Below are 17,315 nucleotides of genomic sequence, written 5' to 3'. Positions count from 1 at the left end.
CTCCCCAGTATTGTCGAATTTTTTCACTATGTGAGCGACAAGTCGAAGGTTATGTTCGATCAAAAGATTTCGTGAACGTTGATTACCTTCCGCCATCAGTTGCAGATGTTTAGTTTCCTCCTCCTCTTGAAGAGGCTGGGGAAAAGCATTATTTTTGACATAAGAGACAAGTAGCGAAAGCTGTTTAATAAATAGTGCTATTGCCGAAAACAATCCTGGCATGCTCAGTCACCCCCACGATGTATTACAGATGAACACTGAAGTCTGTTCTCCATTATATGTGGGTAGCCGCCTAGAAGTGCATGTACGGTGTTTCGACAATTGAAAATAACCCTGCTTCATCTCAAGGTATATAAAATATTACGATCCCGATTATTGCAACAGGTCAATCCAGAATAATCTCTTTATTTGGATTTTCCAGAAACTCAAACAACGTTTGAATCTGTTTTTTGGTGTTTCTCTCCGCAGACAGCTCTGGCAATTGATCTATCTCAAAAAAATCAACCGCGCTTGTTTCTACTCCGCCAGCGGCCTCTCCACCAACGATTTTACAAAGTATAAAAAACTTATATACATGGTAAGGCTCAGGCGGATGATCATGGAATTTTTTATCCAATACAGCGAGTAAACGAACGGGCGCAACATCAAACCCTGATTCTTCTTTGACCTCTTTCACTGCAATCTCCGAAGGCGAATAACCGATATCCGCCCAGCCTCCCGGCAATGCCCATGCGCCATCTAGCTTCTCGCGAACAAGCAATATTTTATTTCCATTAAAAATCACACCACGAATATCAACTTTTGGCGTCGCATAACCAGAATCACTTGCGAAAGTTAGAGCAATTTTCTCCTCACTGACCAAAGTATAGTTCATCATAATTTCTATACTCATCTGCCGCAACTGTTCATAACGTTCTATATCATAAACATCCTTCGTGTACGTAAGTCCCGTTTGAGCAATCGCCTGCATCTGTTTCGCCCACTCCAACCACTTCAATTCCATCTGTCTATCCCTCTTCCTTCATGATGTCAAGAAATTCAGATACGCTTCTGAAAATAGCATCAGGCGGTATATCAAACACGCTGCTTTGGAACGTTGACAGCCATTGCACGCCATAGGTCCGTAAACCAGCAGATTTACCTGCCACAATATCTGCATTGCTGTCGCCAATAAATACGGTTTTGGATTTATTAACGCCAAGGATTTCTAACGCCTTATATATACCTTCGGGTTCAGGTTTGGGCTTTACAACATCATCACCAGTAATCACCACATCAAAGTAACTTATTAAATTCAGCGCTTCAGATGAAATCTGGAACGCTCGCCTACTTTTTCCTGTGATGACTCCGATTTTGATCCCCTTTCCCTTCAAATGTTCTAGCAAATCAATAATAGCCTGATCCTTTTCGATGGTATCAAAATGCCCCTGCTTGTAAATCGCATAATAGTCCATAATCGCTTGTAAAATGAATTCTTCATTCCTGAAATTATTTGCAATGATCTCCTCTTCTGTTGGACCAAACATCGCTATGAGCTCTTCATTCGTAACATCTCGATTGTCATATGTTTTGAACACGGTGTTAAAAGCTTTAAACGATAATGGCAAAGTATCTGCTAAAGTCCCATCAAAATCAAATAATACGGCATCGATTGGCATAACACACTTCCTTCTATTTTATCTTGCTAAAATACCCATTCGAGGAGCCTACATAAAGCTGCTCATCAATAACCGATAAATAACCACTCAGCAGTTGATTTGGCGTAAAATCGTAATACCCAACTCGAACGTCTGAGAGTCTATTCACTGCTTCTCCAGTCGATTCGTCTAACACATACATATTACCGAGACCCGGAAAGACGCCGATCAGCTTGCCGCCATAATGAACAACTGAAGCCCCATCCGTTTGCTTGCCAGGAACACCCGATGTTGTCCAGCGCTGCTCTTCCTTTTTCAAATCAAAAGACATCGCTTTACCATTCAGGCGATAATATAACAAGCTTCCTTCTATTTTCCCGAATTCAGCTCTTCCTTCTAGTGTAAATAACGGCCTGCCTGACTTAACTTCGATTAAGGAGCTTTTCACGTTTTCACTATACAAGTTATTATCAGATGACTGCTGTAGAAAGATATAATTTTCATCAATAATATCGTAACGGCTATAACCGGCAAGAGGCAGGCGAAGCCCATCCTTGCCTGTCTTGGCATCTACTAACACTAATTCATCCACCGTCCTCGTCCAAAAAGCTTTCGAACGCTCCGCATAACGAACACTATCCGTCACTTCTTGATCTGAGGCCGCTTTACGCTCCGGCTTCTTCCAGAGCACCTTTCCAGTCAACGGATCGTATGCTTGCAGCTCATTCAAAATGACAGGGCTCATGTCCTCACCAACCTGTACAAGCAGTACGTCTTGATTGCCGACATCACGAACCAATTCTGATTCTTGAGCTAGCTCAATATTCCAAAGCTGCTTGCCTGTTCCCATACTCCACCCGATGAGATCATAAGTAAACTTTTCTTCCGTTGTGCTGATTCGCTTTGATTGTACGGCTGAAATCACGTTTTTGGATACAGCAAATGAGGTTACATCCTTACCATTGTCCAGCTTCTTTTGCCACATTTTTTGTCCGGTAGCTGTCTTTAATGCCAGAAGCGTATGAACTGGACGGTCTTCTTGCATAGAGCTCTTAAGAAACGCTATTCGTTCTTTATCCTGCGATAAACCGTAGTCATGTCTTCCAAAGCCAAAATCAAACTGCCATTTCTTGCGACCCGTAGCTGAGTCAAGCGCATATATATTCGAATTATTGTGCATACCGCTGAAACCGCCATCCTCGCCTGCGATGATCAGAACATTACCAACCTTCTCAAGTAGAAAATTGAATCCGAGATCGGACTTGAAGCGCCAATCCCACTGCATATGCAGCGAAGGTGCAAGAGGCCCCTGAGCACTAACACCATATTGTGGCGCAATTAGTTCGGGGGAGTCTCGGTATATCGAATACCGAAGTGTCCCCGCTTCTGACCAAGCAACGATAAGCTCATTTTGCTCTCCCTCATAACGCCATAATGGAAGGGTGCGAGCTTTTTCTTCTAATGGTGCTACATTTTCGGAAGACTCTTCGAACGAAGGTTCACCAAAGATCGCCTTCGCGCGAGCTTTCTCAAGACCAGGCACAAGTACACTCCGCACAGCAGCAGCTACCGCTTGTTTGCTATTTTCAATCTCAAACAAAGGCGCAGCACCACCAGCTGACGTTACTTGATCCTTACGAATCCATAGAAGGCCATAGGATTTATCACCTTCGGCACTATCCGGTACGGCAGCTCCATACCAATCCTCATATTGCTTGTAAGCATAGAGGGTATCTCCCTCTTTCATAGTTGTGGCATCACCTTGTGAATTCGGATACCACTTCGCTTTAGCACTTTCTTTTGCTTTTAACGATAGAGGTGCTATATCTTTCGTTTGAGCGGCTTCTTTTGTTAAATACCACACGGGTACAAACCCACCGTATCCCGATTCGTCCTGAATTTCGGCAAAATCATCCGACAATGTAACGACTTTATATTTTGCCCGTGCATCTACAGAGATGAACTTAACAGCACGTGTTCCTCCCCACCACTCATAGGCATTCGTGTTCATATATAATGTAACTGGCTTATCCAGCTCTATCGCATGCTCTCTAGCTACAAGATTATTTTCTGATGAGGATGACGACAGCCCCTTAATAGAAGGCAGGAAGCTCCTGCGTTTCCCTGAAGCATCCGTATCGTAGAACACAACGTATAGCAGCTGCCCTTCCTTGGACCATTGAATGACAAGTTTTGATTGGCCCTCTTCATATATGTATTGATCAATGACACTCATTTTACCGTTCATCATGATGTAACTCTCTTCAGATGATGCTGGTATTCCAAAAAGCGTATGAACCTGATCTTGGGTCAGATCATCTTTTATTCCACTCTTAATCGTATCGATCGTAATCGGTATAAGAGTTGCGGCTTCTTCTTTTTCGACGAGCTGCACAGCATTCGCGGGTGTTTCCTTAGCGGATACTTGATTTGATGGCATGTCGTTAATGGCATTGCCCTCACATCCAACAAGCAAGGCGAGCAGTACAACGATTGCTGTCGTTTGATATTTTTTGATAATCATAAATACAAGGCCTCCATTGCACACTAAAAATCTAATGCGCCCGTAGTTTGGCTTTATTTGGTAAGTATGACGACTAGAGTGCTGAAAAAGTTGCGTTTAGGATGACAGTTACATGTTGTCTATAATTTGATTCAGAGAGTTCAGACCATTTAAGAATTGGTACGACTTTTTTGAGAGTCTATTTGAAGTATCAGCTCTCTGATTCACTGAGAAACGTCGATTAGTGAAAACTTTAGATGCTTGTTGTTGCATTACCTCCTTCTTGACCTAGCAGGATGGCGATTGAGTTGCTTTATGCACGCATTAATAAGACTAATTTCTAGATCTATTTGAGCGGTTTTGGTCAGTATGAGTGAAATAGAGCTAATTTCTAGATCTATTTCCGCATAACTCGCGCCGCAAAGCTGCTTCGGCGGGATGACCCTCGTCAATGTTAACAAACCGTTTCCCCAGCGAGCTTCAAATGCCACGCACAAAAAAAAGAACGATTCGTTTGACCGAATCGTCCTTTCATAAATTTACTTCTTATCCACCTGAAGCAACTTAACCGTCTTTGTGGAAAAAGTATCCTTCAGCTTTTCCTCATTAATGACGTTCAGCTTGACCAAGCTTGCAATTTTTGAGCCATCCGGCTTCGATAACATTCGCCATAGCTCCGGATCTGGCAGCGCCTCATAAAGCTTGTTGTCGTCGTATTCCTTACGCTCCTGCACAACCACTTTTACTTTATGGCTCCCAATCTCCAGCTCATTTGCTTCCTGCTCAGCCAAGTAGCTCATAATGGTCTGCCTGAGTTCTGTCAGCTCCTGCTCTATTTCTTTTTGCTTTTGTTTTTGCTGGTAATATCTGCGTACCGTTTTGTCCAACCTTATCACGCTCCTCTCTATTACATGCTTATGCATAGAAGAAGCATTTTAGGATGAGTTAGACAACCTACAGCACGATCAATAAATGTCTTTTCTCATAAACACCGTAAACGAAACGAGCAGCGAACCGACCATCCAAGCGGCAAGCACGGCAAGCGAGAATCCAAGCGTCATGCCCTCGATAGGTGGAGCAGATCCACTGACATAGTCCATCAAACCAAGATTGACCATGAACAAATATTTGGCCGAATCCCATGAGGATACCATGTTGCTTAGAATAGCGCCTGCAATTAAGCATGCGAGCATCGTTCCCATACCGGCTGCGCTGCTTCTCATTAGAATGGACAGCATGAACGATAACGTTCCCACTACAAGCGAGATAAACCATGCTAGTCCAAATTGCTGAATGATAAACTGCCATTGTGACACCAGGCGGACGCCTGATATGTCGAGCTCGCCTCCTTGTGTTGAGAAGCCAGTCAATACGGGAGCCGACCAGCCTTGATTGCCAAACATAACGGCTGAGATAAGGTAAGACAACAAGCCGAATATGAAAATAACTAAGGAAACGGACAATATCAGCGCGATATATTTGCTGAGCAATATTTTAAACCTGCTCACCGGGCGGGTGAGCAGCAACTTAATCGTTCCCATGCTTCGCTCTGAGGAGACGATATCAACCGCAATTATCATAATGAGCAAAGGGAGAAACAGCTCCGCCGAGTTTTGAACAAAACCTCTGATAAAGGTTGGCGCTCCCGGCTCGGAGGGATTCACATTATTGTTCAAGTAATATTCGGATTGTTTGATTTGAATTTGAATTTGCTCTCGCCACTGTCCTGCGCTGCTCAACCGATTTTGCATATCCACAATTTGCTGCTGCAATTCGGTGCGCCAATCCACGTCACCCAGCCGCTCCTTTATGGATTCTGCCTGTTTCGCCTGCGCATAAGTAAACATCGAGAGAAGAACGATAATAATGATCGAGATGACGATAAAACGTCGTTTGCCAACCAGCTTCGTCATTTCATTTTGAACGAGATTAATCAATCGATTCGCCTCCTGTCAGCTCAAGAAATAGATCTTCAAGCGCGGGAAGCTTCCGATTCATCTCCAGCACACTTACCCCAGCCTCAACAAGCTTGCGGTTCCACTCTCCAACTGCATGTTCAACGTAAGCTGTCGTAACCGTATCCGTCGACTCACCCAAGACAGCCGTAACATCGCCAAGTATCGATCGTCCCAGCGCTTGCGGCTGCAGCCGCCATACTAGACGTTCTTCGCTGGACAGCAGCTGCTTAACCGAATCCACTCGAATGATCTCGCCTTTGGAAATAATCGCAACCCGGTCACACATCAATTGAATTTCATGCAGCAAATGGCTCGATACGAGCACGGTCAATCCTTCTTCCTCTGCTAGAAACCTAATAAAAGCCCGCATTTCTCTAATGCCCGATGGATCAAGCCCATTCGTTGGCTCATCCAATATGAGGACATCAGGCTTGCCAAGCAGTGCTTGAGCGATCCCAAGCCGCTGCCTCATCCCAAGTGAGTAGGTGCTTACCTTATCATTCACTCGATCCTGCATGCCAACAAGCGCGACAACCTCATTGATCCGCTTCTGCGTTATTCCCTTAATCATAACGGCAAAGTGGCGAAGATTGTCCATTCCGCTGAGGAACGGGTACAGCTCTGGGTTTTCTACAATACATCCTAAATGCCGCATCGCTTTTGTAAAATGTTTCGCAATATCCAAGCCGCATATATGGATGGTACCGGAGGTTGGCTTAATTAAGCCGACCAGCATGCGAATCGTCGTCGTTTTCCCTGCTCCGTTAGGGCCTAGAAAACCAAATACTTCGCCGCGCTTCAGCTCAAAGCTTAAATCCTTGATGATCGTCCGCTTGCCTATCACCTTCCGTAAACCCTGCACTGCTAATGTAATGTCGCTCATGATTGTCCTCCTGCATCAGCAATTAACGCGGCTACCCGCTCAGCCATTAAGCGATACCCTATCTCATTCGGGTGGAAATGATCCGTAAATAACAGTTTCTCTGCATTCAGCTGAAACAAATCATAGGTAGGAACCAGAACGGCTTTCGAATGCTGCGCCAGAGTCTCCGCAGTTTTACTATTCCAGTTCCTAACCACAGTCGACATCAACTCACCATTTTGGAACTCGCTGAACGGATTATACAATCCAAGCAAATAAACGGTTGCTTCTGTATTAACGGCACGAATGGTCGTCAAAATCGTTTTTAGATGATTCAAAAACGCTTCTTCTAATCCCGAAATGCTTGCCTCAGACAGATCCGTAAGCGATTGACCACCGAGAAATAAGTCGTTGCCGCCAATGGTCATCAGAATAATGTCTGCTTGTCCAATTTGCCGCTCGATTTCCTTTTGTTTCATCTGCTCCACTAGCTCTGAAGAGGTAAGCCCCTTAATACCTAAGTTAATTAAGGAAACATCTTTACCGGACTGCTTCAGTTGATCGCTGACATAACCTACATACCCTTTTCCTTCGATGTCGCCTGTTCCTCTCGTTAACGAATCCCCTAGTGCAATAATCTTTAATCCGCTTGATGATTCTGCTGGTTGTTCCGTATCTTGTGATACAGATGATTGGCTCGCTGTTCCGAATAAATAATCTTTTATCGACCAGCCTAAGGCAAATATCCATAAGAGACTCGCTAGAAACGCAAAAGAGGTAATCATACGAACTTTTTTACTATGCATCCCCGTCACGCCTTTCTATTTCTGTAGCTGTTATATGATTAGCTGAACCATGTAATCACTTGCTGCTGCATCTGTGCTTTATTCTGCTCAAACTGGCTTTTTCTGTGACCATTTGCTCCTGAGGGATGCGGCATTTCGAACAAGCATCTTTCTTTATCTATCCATCCCTTGTCAGCAAAATGCTTGACTACATCGGRTACCGACTTGCCAAGCGGGATGACAAGCGCATCTTTTACCGCCAGCAATTCTGGAAGAAAGATACTCTCTGCATAGTGATAAAGCGTCTCTGATTTCAAAATAACAGGGCTGTGCCCGGTGTAATTTTTGCCCTTTATGAACACGGGATACCTTATTGCTGAAGTTGTATGCAGTAAATCTCTAAGCTCATAAAATAATAACTCGCTGTTCTTTATGCCAAGTGCTGCTGGCAATCCAATTTGATCGAGCATGTCGATCAAATTTTTTCTCATAGAGCCTGCAAAGCTGGCAAGCTTCTTCGCGCGTTGATCAATGAGGTCATAAGACACCCCATTTACAAGATCCTCCCGCGCGCTGCGTATGGCTACCTCCATTTGGGTAAAGCCTGGCGTAATGCCGATAATCATCACTTTAGCAGAGGTATTCACATATTCGTAAGGCACGTAATAAATCGACATGTCCTGCTCTTCGTGAAGAAGCAATTGTTTCACGAACAGCTGCTCCTTGGACAAGCTGCCGGGCGGGAGCGACTCAATAAAAGGTTTATATTTTTCAATTTGTGTCACCGTTAACCGCCCCTCCGCTCAATCTGTATGTTCTTACTTCAGCTCAACCATATTGTGCGCGCGTGCAGGATAGTCGGTAATGATCCCGTCGATTTCGAATYTAAGCACCTCTTTTAAATTTCGCTCGCTGTTAACTGTCCACACCCATACCTCACGGCCTTTTTTATGCGCACGCTCCACGAGCTGCTCTGTCAACATAATCTGTTCAATGGTATAGAAATCAACATCAAGAAGCGAAAGATCACCGAGTGCAAAATATAAAATTTGCCCAATTTTAATATCGGGGTTAAGCGACCGAATATGTTGAAGCGTAGACCGATCGAATGATTGAATATAACAGTCCTGCACCATATCGAATTGTTCAATTAATGCAACAACATGCTCAGCCATTTGTTCGCCTGAACCGTATGGCTTAAGATCAATGATCAGCTTCGACTTCCCCAGCACTTCTCCAAGCACCTCGGATAACATGGGGATTCGCACAATCTCATCGGGTTCACCGCCAGCCTTGGCAATGTTCAGCCTCGCAATTTCCTCATAATCCAGCTCGCTCACCCGCTTCGGCACACCTGCCATACGCTGTAAATTATAGTCATGGTTCAGGACAACTACGCCATCCTTTGTCATCTGTACATCAATTTCAACGGCATCAATGCTTTGCGCCACTGAGCTGCGAATCGCCTCCAGCGAGTTTTCCGGCGCAACGAGCGTATCGCCGCGATGAGCAGACAAGAGCACGCTCCATTTTACATAAACCAATTGATCATTAGCAGCATAGCTGACAAACAGCGCAAGCGCTAAATAAGCAGCCAATATAGAGCTGTAGAGCACTCGTTTCCTCGTTCTGCCTTTTAGAAAAGTCATAAGACGCTGCTCAAGCGGGYCAACCCAGCCATTTTTGAATAAACGGAGCTGATCTCGCGGCATCACGCCTCGTGTACGTTTAAAGTGATAGAAGAGCCTTGTCAAAAAGATGATATTAATCGGTACGAGCAGCAAAGTGAACATGTAGGTTAGCACCGTTGTTAGCGTTAATGAATAATGATTGGACACCGCTTTAAGCACATTGATGTCCAGCCACGCTGGCAAATATGCAACAGACGAGATGACGACAAAACCAAGCGCGAATACGAACACATTTAGCAAAAACAGATTAACAAAGATCGATAACCGCTTTCCCTTCGTCAATAAGAGACTGCTTCTAATTGCTACTCGAATGGATTTGTCTTCGATCATAATGAAATGCAAAACAAAAATCCATCTCAAGATGGTGTACACGCCCGCCAAAAGCAACAAGCCGTATAAAGAAAGCATCATCATAGACGAGCTCAAGACGCGGCTGTTAAAAAATATCGGGACGTTAAATTGTGCAAAAAGGGAAGTTGACAGCGGCGATTCAATAAATGGCACGAGAAACAATAGGAAAAACAACAGCTGAATCAAGCCAAATCCAAATAGTTTAGGCGTCTGTCTCAGCGTCGTCAGCACGGCATCAGAGATCAATACCTGTTTGCCAAAATAATGCTGCTGAGAAATCGTAATGACCACGCCAAACTCGATAAAAAGCACAAGTACAGCTACTAAACAAATCGCGATTAATCCAGCAACGCCCGTGTAGCTCAGACCAATTTTGTAAACATCGCCATTCAATACAGAGCCCGATCCAAGTACACGAAGCATACGGTTAAATATAAAAGAAATAATCGGAATAATGACAAAGCTCGTTAGGAGCATAAATAAATATTCAAACAACAAATGTTGCTTGTACGTTTCACGAAAGTCACGGATACTTCTACCAAGCCGCTTGAGCATGAACATTCATCCTATTCATTGTATGGTAATCAATAAAGCAAGAAATGGAATTGCTAAGCAACTTCATTTCCTTATTATAGCTATTTACCTACCCCCGCGTCGAATCGGAAAAATACAATAAAAAATCCGTTCTCTTCAATTGAAGAAAACGGATGCTCATTTTTATAAAAGCTAACGTCTGCCAGCCTATTGTTTCTTAATCGAATTGTTTTTCAAAATATCATTTTTCTTTTGAACCAGCTTAGCTGTGTATAAGGTGTTGTTCTCAATGAGATAGGCTGGTGCTCCTGTTCCCGCATATAATGTGGTGATGCCGATCGCAGCTAAATTGGTTGTAATCGTATTTCCTCTAATTACGGCCTTCAGAACGTCATGCGGATTATTCCTTTTCCAATAATCGTTGATGCGCACAATCTCTGTTTTATCGGAGGTTAGTTTTTCCGCTGTAATCGTATTATTCTCCAGCAGCAGGTTTTTCGCCGCTTGAACGCTAATGGCTTGGGAGTTGCCTAATAGCTCAAATGTCGAATTTTTGATCGTCAAATCAAGCTTTGGATGTTCAGCGATCATTAATGTGCTAAGCGCTGGCGGTGATTGAAAGGAACAGCCATCGAACACATATTTGCCGGCTTGTGCAACCGCAATCGATCCGAATTTACCCGTTCCCGCGGCTCCGATAAATTCGCAGTTGTTGTATGTGGCAGGAGGCAGCGTTAACCCGGAATCGGTATTAAAGCCGGTTACCTTTAAGTTATCGATGATCGAGCCCTCGGTTATACCGCCCGTTACAACCCTAAGCTTGCCCTCGCCGTTAATCGTTATGTTTTTCAATCGAATCGGTTTTCCCCAAAGCGATAGACCAGAATCACTCTTTTTGTTGTTATTCATAACGATGTTCGATGCACTCACTCCAAAAGCATCCTTCGCACTAATTAAAAACATAGAGTCCGTAAAGGTCATTCCATCTATTTTGATATTAGGACCCGTAAACGACGTATAGGAATCATTCATCTTGTTATCGATAAATGTGGCATCGTGAGCCGCGGCAATACGCGAGCCGTCAAAGTGATTGCCTTTAATCATGGCCCCTTTAAATGGATCGGAGATGGCTAGCCCAATCGCACCTTTTGATGCCAAATGATTGTCTTCTACGATTGCGTCTTTTCCATCATAAAGAATGACATCGTACGAAGCATTATCGTGAAATTTATTGCTTTTGATCGTTATATTGCTGTTGCGGTGTCCGTTCTCGCCGAAACCGCCCTCCACATCTATTCCMGACTGCGGCATCGTCCCCTTGATATGATGAAGAACGTTGTTCTCAATAAGTACTTGATCAGCACCGCCGACCGTAATTCCTTGCCTACGGTTATAAGCAAATTCAGAATTTTTCACAACCACGTTTTTCGTTACACTCTTGTTCCAAAATTCCACATAGGCGCCTTTTTTGGTCGCTTGCTCGAATACAAGATGGAACTGCGTCGCTCCTTCAGGTATGTCGATGAGCTCGCGCACCTTCACATTTGCCAGCTTCTTAATAAAAGCTCCGTTTGCTTTATAGAAGAAGATATCAAATTTATATGGCAGTTTAATCGCATTCGACAATTCAAATTGTTTTTCTGTTTTAAAAATCGTGTTCGTAAAATTAAGCGGCTGCTTCGTTCGAAGCTTTTTGGCATTCGCGACATTTTTTCCTTTATCATCGAATGCGCCTAATACAAAATGATCTTCATACAAATCCTTTGCCATCGTGCCGTAACCGCCTAGTATGAGACCATCGCCTGTAAAATTAATCGATTTCACACCGTCAATGGTAATATCATAAGCTCCTTGCGTAAAAATGCCATAACCAGCTTCATGTGTGCCTGAGCTGTGCTTATTGTCTTTTTTAGAATAGTTATGTGTTTCCCTGTCACCTGCATAGGTCCCGCCTCTCAGCGTGACGTTATGAACGCCATAACCCAAATACATGAGTTGATACGACTCTTTATCATTTGTTTCCTTCTTGAGCACCGCATCCATCGGGAGATCAAACACCATATTGCTGACCATATTAATCCGGTTAGCTTTATCGATTAAATAGGTACCCGGCGGCAGTGACGTCGTTGTTTTCCCATTTTTAACTGCCCATTGCAGTGCATTGTTAATGCCCTTTGTTGTCTCAACAGGATGTGTGCCATCGTTATAAATRCCAAATTTAGAAAGCTCAATTAGATAATAGTCTTTGGAATCAGACGCTTCTGCCGAAGCCTGATTAGGTATTAGCAATAACTGTAATCCAAGCATTAGTGACATGACTAGCTTTAATATATTCACTTTAAGCCTCCTATTTGCGGTTCAAATCATCTGATTGCAAGAAATAAGTGCTCCTCCTTTCAACCTCTTAAATATACCACTACCAATATTCTTTATAAAGAACAAAATCCTGAATTTGGTTCGTTTAGTGAAAAAAGGGGCTTCCTTCCTATGTATTAAGATGCAAAAAAAGAAGCGAAACAAAAGAGCAGCTTGCTCTTTCATTTCGCTTCTTCTGAATTTAGGCTGCCGGCAATTCCAGCAGTTTATCTGCCACCACGGCTGCCATTTCTCTCGTAACGACCGCTTTCGGATTAAAGCTTCCGTTCGAGCCCTGCATCAAGCCGTTTACATATACGGCATTGACGTATGCTTTTGCACTTTCATGAATGCTGCTCTCGTCTTTGAAAGGAAGCGAATCTGTGCTGCCCTTAAGCTTGAAAGCCTTGGCAATCATGATCGCCATTTCTTGTCTTGTTACCGCTTGGTTCGGTTTGAACGAATCTATTGTAATCCCTTGAATGATGCCCAGTTCCTTGGCACGCATAATGGCTCCGTAATGCCATGCGCCAGGCTGAACATCCTTGAACACTTTTGCTGCCTCATTAGCAGGGGCTTCCTCCAATAGATTGATGAGCAAGGTTGCAAATTCGGCTCTTGTCATCTGCTTCTTCGGATCAAAGCGAAGCTCCGAACTGCTTACCCCAACCATAACTTTGGCTTCGAACACGCTATAAACAGCATCATAGGCCCATACGGAAATGAGGTTATTGTCTACAAATTGCGACTTGCTGCCCGTCAATTCTGTATCCGCCGAAATGTTGAACAGCGCCGGCTTTTGCTTGCTATAGCGGTCGTACGCGGCTAACGCCATCAACGCTTGCTCCGTTGCCATCTCATTTGATGGCTGACCAAGTGCATGTGCAAAACTGCCATCCGCAAGCTGGAATCTTAATAAGCTCGTTAGGAGATTCCCGTTCTTTTTCATAAAGCTGGATTCCATTGGACTAACTCCCACAGCTGACAAAGCAATAATAGCTTGAGCTACGCTCTCACTGTTGTCGTCACCAAACGCGTTAAAGCCGCCATTTACTTGCTGTTCAGAAGACAGCCATTTTACAGCTTTGTCGATTGCACTTTTCACTTTTGCTTGTTCTTGGTAAGGAGCGAGTGCGCTTATCGCCATGGCGGTTATATCTAAATTATCCTCGGATTTTTCCGACAGCGGGAATGCTCCACTCGTATTTTGCTGGCTGAGCAGCCAGTCTATTAACTTCGCACGTGTCCATAAAGCGTTTGTAGGCACCTCGTAGATACCGCTATCCAAAGCAATCAATGCAAAAATCACGCCATTTGTGCCTTGATTCGTCATTCTCGAATGATTGTAGATGCTTTGAATGAGATTGTAGCCTGCGAAGGAGGTTGCATCTTCACCTGCCGCTCTAATCGCAATAGCCATTCGTTCAAGGTCGGTTACTTTGCGGAATTCACCTTTGTTCTCTTTTAAATAAGAAGTCAGCCCGCTCAAATAGCTTGCTGGCACCGCATGACCAGACCGATATAAGGCAATCGCTTCCCAATCGCTAATCGTGCCGCTGCTTAAGATTTGTTTCGCGGCTGATGTCATTTCATTCTCTACCGCCATCGTTTCTGCCGCTGCTGCGCGCTGCATAGGCAGCAGAGCCGAACTGACGCAAGAAAGCATTAATGCGTATATAACCAGCAATAATAATGGTTTATGCGATACATATTTTTTGTTCATCCTGAATCCACACTCTCCTTTCAAGAAAATAGCTGTCCCGCAGCTATTGCAATAGCCTACGAGACAGCTTAGTATATTATGATTTCAATTCATGAAGTCGGATGATCGTAACAGCTGCCATCTCACGTGTAACAAGAGCTTGTGGATTAAACTTGCCGTTATCTCCTGTCATCAGACCTTTTTGGTAAGCTACATTTACATAAGGAACAGCCCACGCTGCAACAGCGTCACGATCCTTAATTGCTGCTTGTGGTGCATTCTCATCAGCTAGACCTTTAAGTCTAACTAAAACGGCAGCCATTTCTTGTCTTGTAATCGGTTGGTTCGGTGCAAAAGAAGTTTCAGTTACACCTGACATCAATCCTTTTTCTTTGGCTGCTTTAACATAACCATAATACCATGCCCCACTGTTAACATCCTTAAAGCCGGAATCCTCCATAATAGGGTCTGCTCCGGAGTACTTAACCATTAGCGCTGCAAATTCAGCACGTGTCAAATTACGTTTAGGCTCGAATGTTGCATTGCTCGTGCTTGTGCCTTGCATGAAGCCTAGTGCCGTTGCTTTGTTTACTGCTTCCAAAGCCCAGCTTGCAATTTTTGATTCATCTGAGTATTTCGTTGCAGATGGATCTGGTTTCACTTCTGGGTCTGTTCCAGGAACCTGTCCGCCAGTGTCGCCCGGAATAATTGCTCCAATATCCGCACCTAGATCCTTCGTATATTGCCAGCGAACATTATCTCCTTTTTTTAGCACATACGAACCTGCACTTATTTGCGGGAAGGTTCCGTTAACAGAGTACATCCAACCGCTTTTCTCACCATGATCAAATTCGGCAAGACCACCAATAGCTTGTACATAAATACTTGAATCCGAACCTATATATTTTAAAGAAACACCCTTCTCTTCAAGTACTCGTTTAAGTGCAGTAAAGGCAGTATCACCTTGTTTAAGAGTTACAGTGAATGGAGCAACCAAATCACCGGTGCTGACAGTTTTCTTTTCAACTGATAGAGTAATGGTCTCCGCTACCGGAAGAGTACCACCATCTCCACCTGTCGAAGCTGTCGTTGTTGTATAAGCTAAGAACTCTGTAAAATGCTTTGTTTTAATAATAAGATCGCCGTTCTGATTATAAGCATAGACCTCATCCGTACGAGCTGATGAATCAGCATATTTCTTAATTTGCGTGAACACACCTGCTTGATCTACAAATCCAACTTCTTTATCGCCTTGACCTTTAATAGTAAGGGTAACATGTTGATTAAATTGTATTTTTTCATTTCCGCCCGCTTGTATGCGAATTGAAATTCCATCGACTTTTTTATTGTCAGCAGACAAAACACTATTCAACTTAGTCGTTAGACCGCTATCATCTATGCTCAAATTTTTAGGAAGCAGCAGCTTTTGATCCCATGTTGATGTAACCTTTGTATTAGCTGGAATCTCCAACGTTGTCGTACCACGAATAGCTGTTACCTGTGGCAATGCAGCCGATGTAAATGTAAGACTGATATTGTTAGTTACATGCGAATTGCTTGCTGTACCAAGAGTGACAACCTTCTCATTCTCATGAATTGCAAAATTTTGATCCGTTGTTTCACTCACTTCACGAGGTATAGCGATTACAATTGGATCGGATTCTTTTTTGCCAACTAACGCAGCAGCTAATGCTTTAACCGTTATTGTTCCGCCTTTTGCTGTACCTTCAAAAGAAATATTTATGTTCTTGCCATCTTGAACAAGTGATTTTACTTTTAGATCTGTATTTCCAGTATCAATAGTCCAATTTTCGATATTGGCCGCAACGCTAGTGAACTCGTCACCAGCAAGCTTTACGTCAATCGACGGATTATCAGCACCACTTGTAATCGTTGATTGTGTAGAAAGTTCAGCATATCTGCTGTAATAGAAGCGAACGACATCTTTTTCCTTAAGCTCATATGCGTCTGCGCCAACTTCTGGAGCAATCCCATTTACTTCATACATCCAGCCGTCCCAGCCGCCAAGACTGCCGGCTGCTTCCCCAGCTATTTCTGATACATAAGGGCCGAAGTTGCTTTCCGTTATTTTATAACCAATCTTTGGCTCTGCTCGATCAAGGGCATTTTTAAATACATCTAAAACCATTACTGGGTTTTCTGTATTCTTAAGTGTCACCGTTTGCTTCGTATAAATTGGTGATGAAATGCCATCAACCTGAAAATTTACAGTCACAGAATCAGAAACTAAAACCGGAAACGGTTCGCTCTCCTTCTTACTCTCTGAAGCTGCTGCTAATGCTTGTAGTGTAAATGGCTTGTCTTTTGCTTTGCCCAAAAGACTAATCTTAATGTGCTGATCGTTCGTCTTCTCGATTGATTTAATCGTCAGTCCTGACGCATCCGAATCAATAGCCCAGTTGCTTGCAATAGTCGCTTCGCTGCTGAAATGATCACCCACAAGCTTAACGTCGACAATAGGATCAACTGAGCCGGTGTTCAGCTTTGTTGTTGTAGAGAGCGCAGGGTAACGACTGTAATAGAATCGGACCTCATCATTTTCTTTAAGCTGGTATGCATCTGCACCTACATCTGGCGCAATGCCATTGACCTCGTACATCCATCCATCCCAGCCGCCAAATGAACCAGCTTCTTGTCCAGCAATTCCTTGAACATATGAACCAATACTACTATTTACAATATTGAAAGTGATAGGTGGATTTGCTGTATTAAGTGCCTTTTTTAGAGCATCGAGTGCTGTAACTGGCTTTTCATTCTGTTTTAAACTAACCGTTTTCTGATCATAAATACTTTGAGAAATACCATCAACTTTAACCTTTGTGTTAACAAAGACAGGAAGTTTTATTTCACCTAAACGTTGCCATACCGTTTTCTGATTTTTAATATCAGCAAGTGCAACAAGTGCTTGCTCTGTAG

At 43.5% G+C, this 17,315-nt stretch carries 12 protein-coding genes and 1 pseudogene; all 13 read right to left on the bottom strand.

From position 1 onward, the window contains the following. A pseudogene (locus AC1DSE_RS15460) lies at nt 1-222 on the bottom strand (RNA polymerase subunit sigma-70); the annotation flags it as partial. A 163-nt stretch (nt 223-385) separates the two neighbouring features. Continuing rightward, complete coding sequence (locus AC1DSE_RS15455; RefSeq protein WP_477509260.1) at nt 386-1,003, bottom strand: NUDIX hydrolase; 618 nt, start codon at nt 1,001-1,003, stop codon at nt 386-388. A gap of 4 nt (nt 1,004-1,007) precedes the next feature. Continuing rightward, nucleotides 1,008-1,658: an HAD family hydrolase gene (locus tag AC1DSE_RS15450; RefSeq protein ID WP_477527858.1), complete on the bottom strand. Its 651-nt coding sequence runs from the start codon at nt 1,656-1,658 to the stop codon at nt 1,008-1,010. Between the two features lie 13 nt (nt 1,659-1,671). Further along, the gene (locus AC1DSE_RS15445) at nt 1,672-4,161 is read right to left on the bottom strand and encodes an outer membrane protein assembly factor BamB family protein (RefSeq protein WP_477527857.1); all 2,490 of its coding nucleotides are present in this window, start codon (nt 4,159-4,161) and stop codon (nt 1,672-1,674) included. A gap of 518 nt (nt 4,162-4,679) precedes the next feature. Next, on the bottom strand, nt 4,680-5,063 hold the full coding sequence (locus AC1DSE_RS15440; RefSeq protein WP_430063071.1) for a hypothetical protein: 384 nt from the start codon (nt 5,061-5,063) through the stop codon (nt 4,680-4,682). A 42-nt stretch (nt 5,064-5,105) separates the two neighbouring features. After that, on the bottom strand, nt 5,106-6,077 hold the full coding sequence (locus AC1DSE_RS15435; RefSeq protein WP_339208052.1) for an ABC transporter permease: 972 nt from the start codon (nt 6,075-6,077) through the stop codon (nt 5,106-5,108). After that, nucleotides 6,070-6,981, bottom strand: coding sequence for an ABC transporter ATP-binding protein (locus AC1DSE_RS15430; RefSeq protein ID WP_477509263.1), 912 nt, complete (start codon nt 6,979-6,981; stop codon nt 6,070-6,072). Before AC1DSE_RS15430 ends, AC1DSE_RS15435 begins: the two co-directional genes overlap by 8 nt. Beyond that, nucleotides 6,978-7,766 (bottom strand): SGNH/GDSL hydrolase family protein, encoded by a 789-nt coding sequence (locus tag AC1DSE_RS15425; RefSeq protein ID WP_477509264.1) that lies wholly within the window; start codon nt 7,764-7,766, stop codon nt 6,978-6,980. Before AC1DSE_RS15425 ends, AC1DSE_RS15430 begins: the two co-directional genes overlap by 4 nt. 38 nt (nt 7,767-7,804) lie before the next feature. Then, on the bottom strand, nt 7,805-8,530 hold the full coding sequence (locus AC1DSE_RS15420; RefSeq protein ID WP_477527856.1) for a uracil-DNA glycosylase family protein: 726 nt from the start codon (nt 8,528-8,530) through the stop codon (nt 7,805-7,807). A gap of 33 nt (nt 8,531-8,563) precedes the next feature. Continuing rightward, nucleotides 8,564-10,342: a glycerophosphoryl diester phosphodiesterase membrane domain-containing protein gene (locus tag AC1DSE_RS15415; RefSeq protein WP_477527855.1), complete on the bottom strand. Its 1,779-nt coding sequence runs from the start codon at nt 10,340-10,342 to the stop codon at nt 8,564-8,566. A gap of 186 nt (nt 10,343-10,528) precedes the next feature. Further along, nucleotides 10,529-12,658: a right-handed parallel beta-helix repeat-containing protein gene (locus AC1DSE_RS15410; RefSeq protein ID WP_477509267.1), complete on the bottom strand. Its 2,130-nt coding sequence runs from the start codon at nt 12,656-12,658 to the stop codon at nt 10,529-10,531. A gap of 220 nt (nt 12,659-12,878) precedes the next feature. Then, nucleotides 12,879-14,399, bottom strand: coding sequence for an S-layer homology domain-containing protein (locus AC1DSE_RS15405; RefSeq protein WP_477509268.1), 1,521 nt, complete (start codon nt 14,397-14,399; stop codon nt 12,879-12,881). A gap of 76 nt (nt 14,400-14,475) precedes the next feature. Then, the coding region (locus tag AC1DSE_RS15400) for a DUF4430 domain-containing protein (RefSeq protein ID WP_477527854.1) at nt 14,476-17,315 on the bottom strand (2,840 nt) is incomplete at its 5' end.

The organism is Paenibacillus sp. 01L418 (assembly GCF_056400045.1).
The sequence above is the reverse complement of the archived record's forward strand: the minus strand, read 5'-3'. Positions and strand labels throughout refer to the sequence as shown.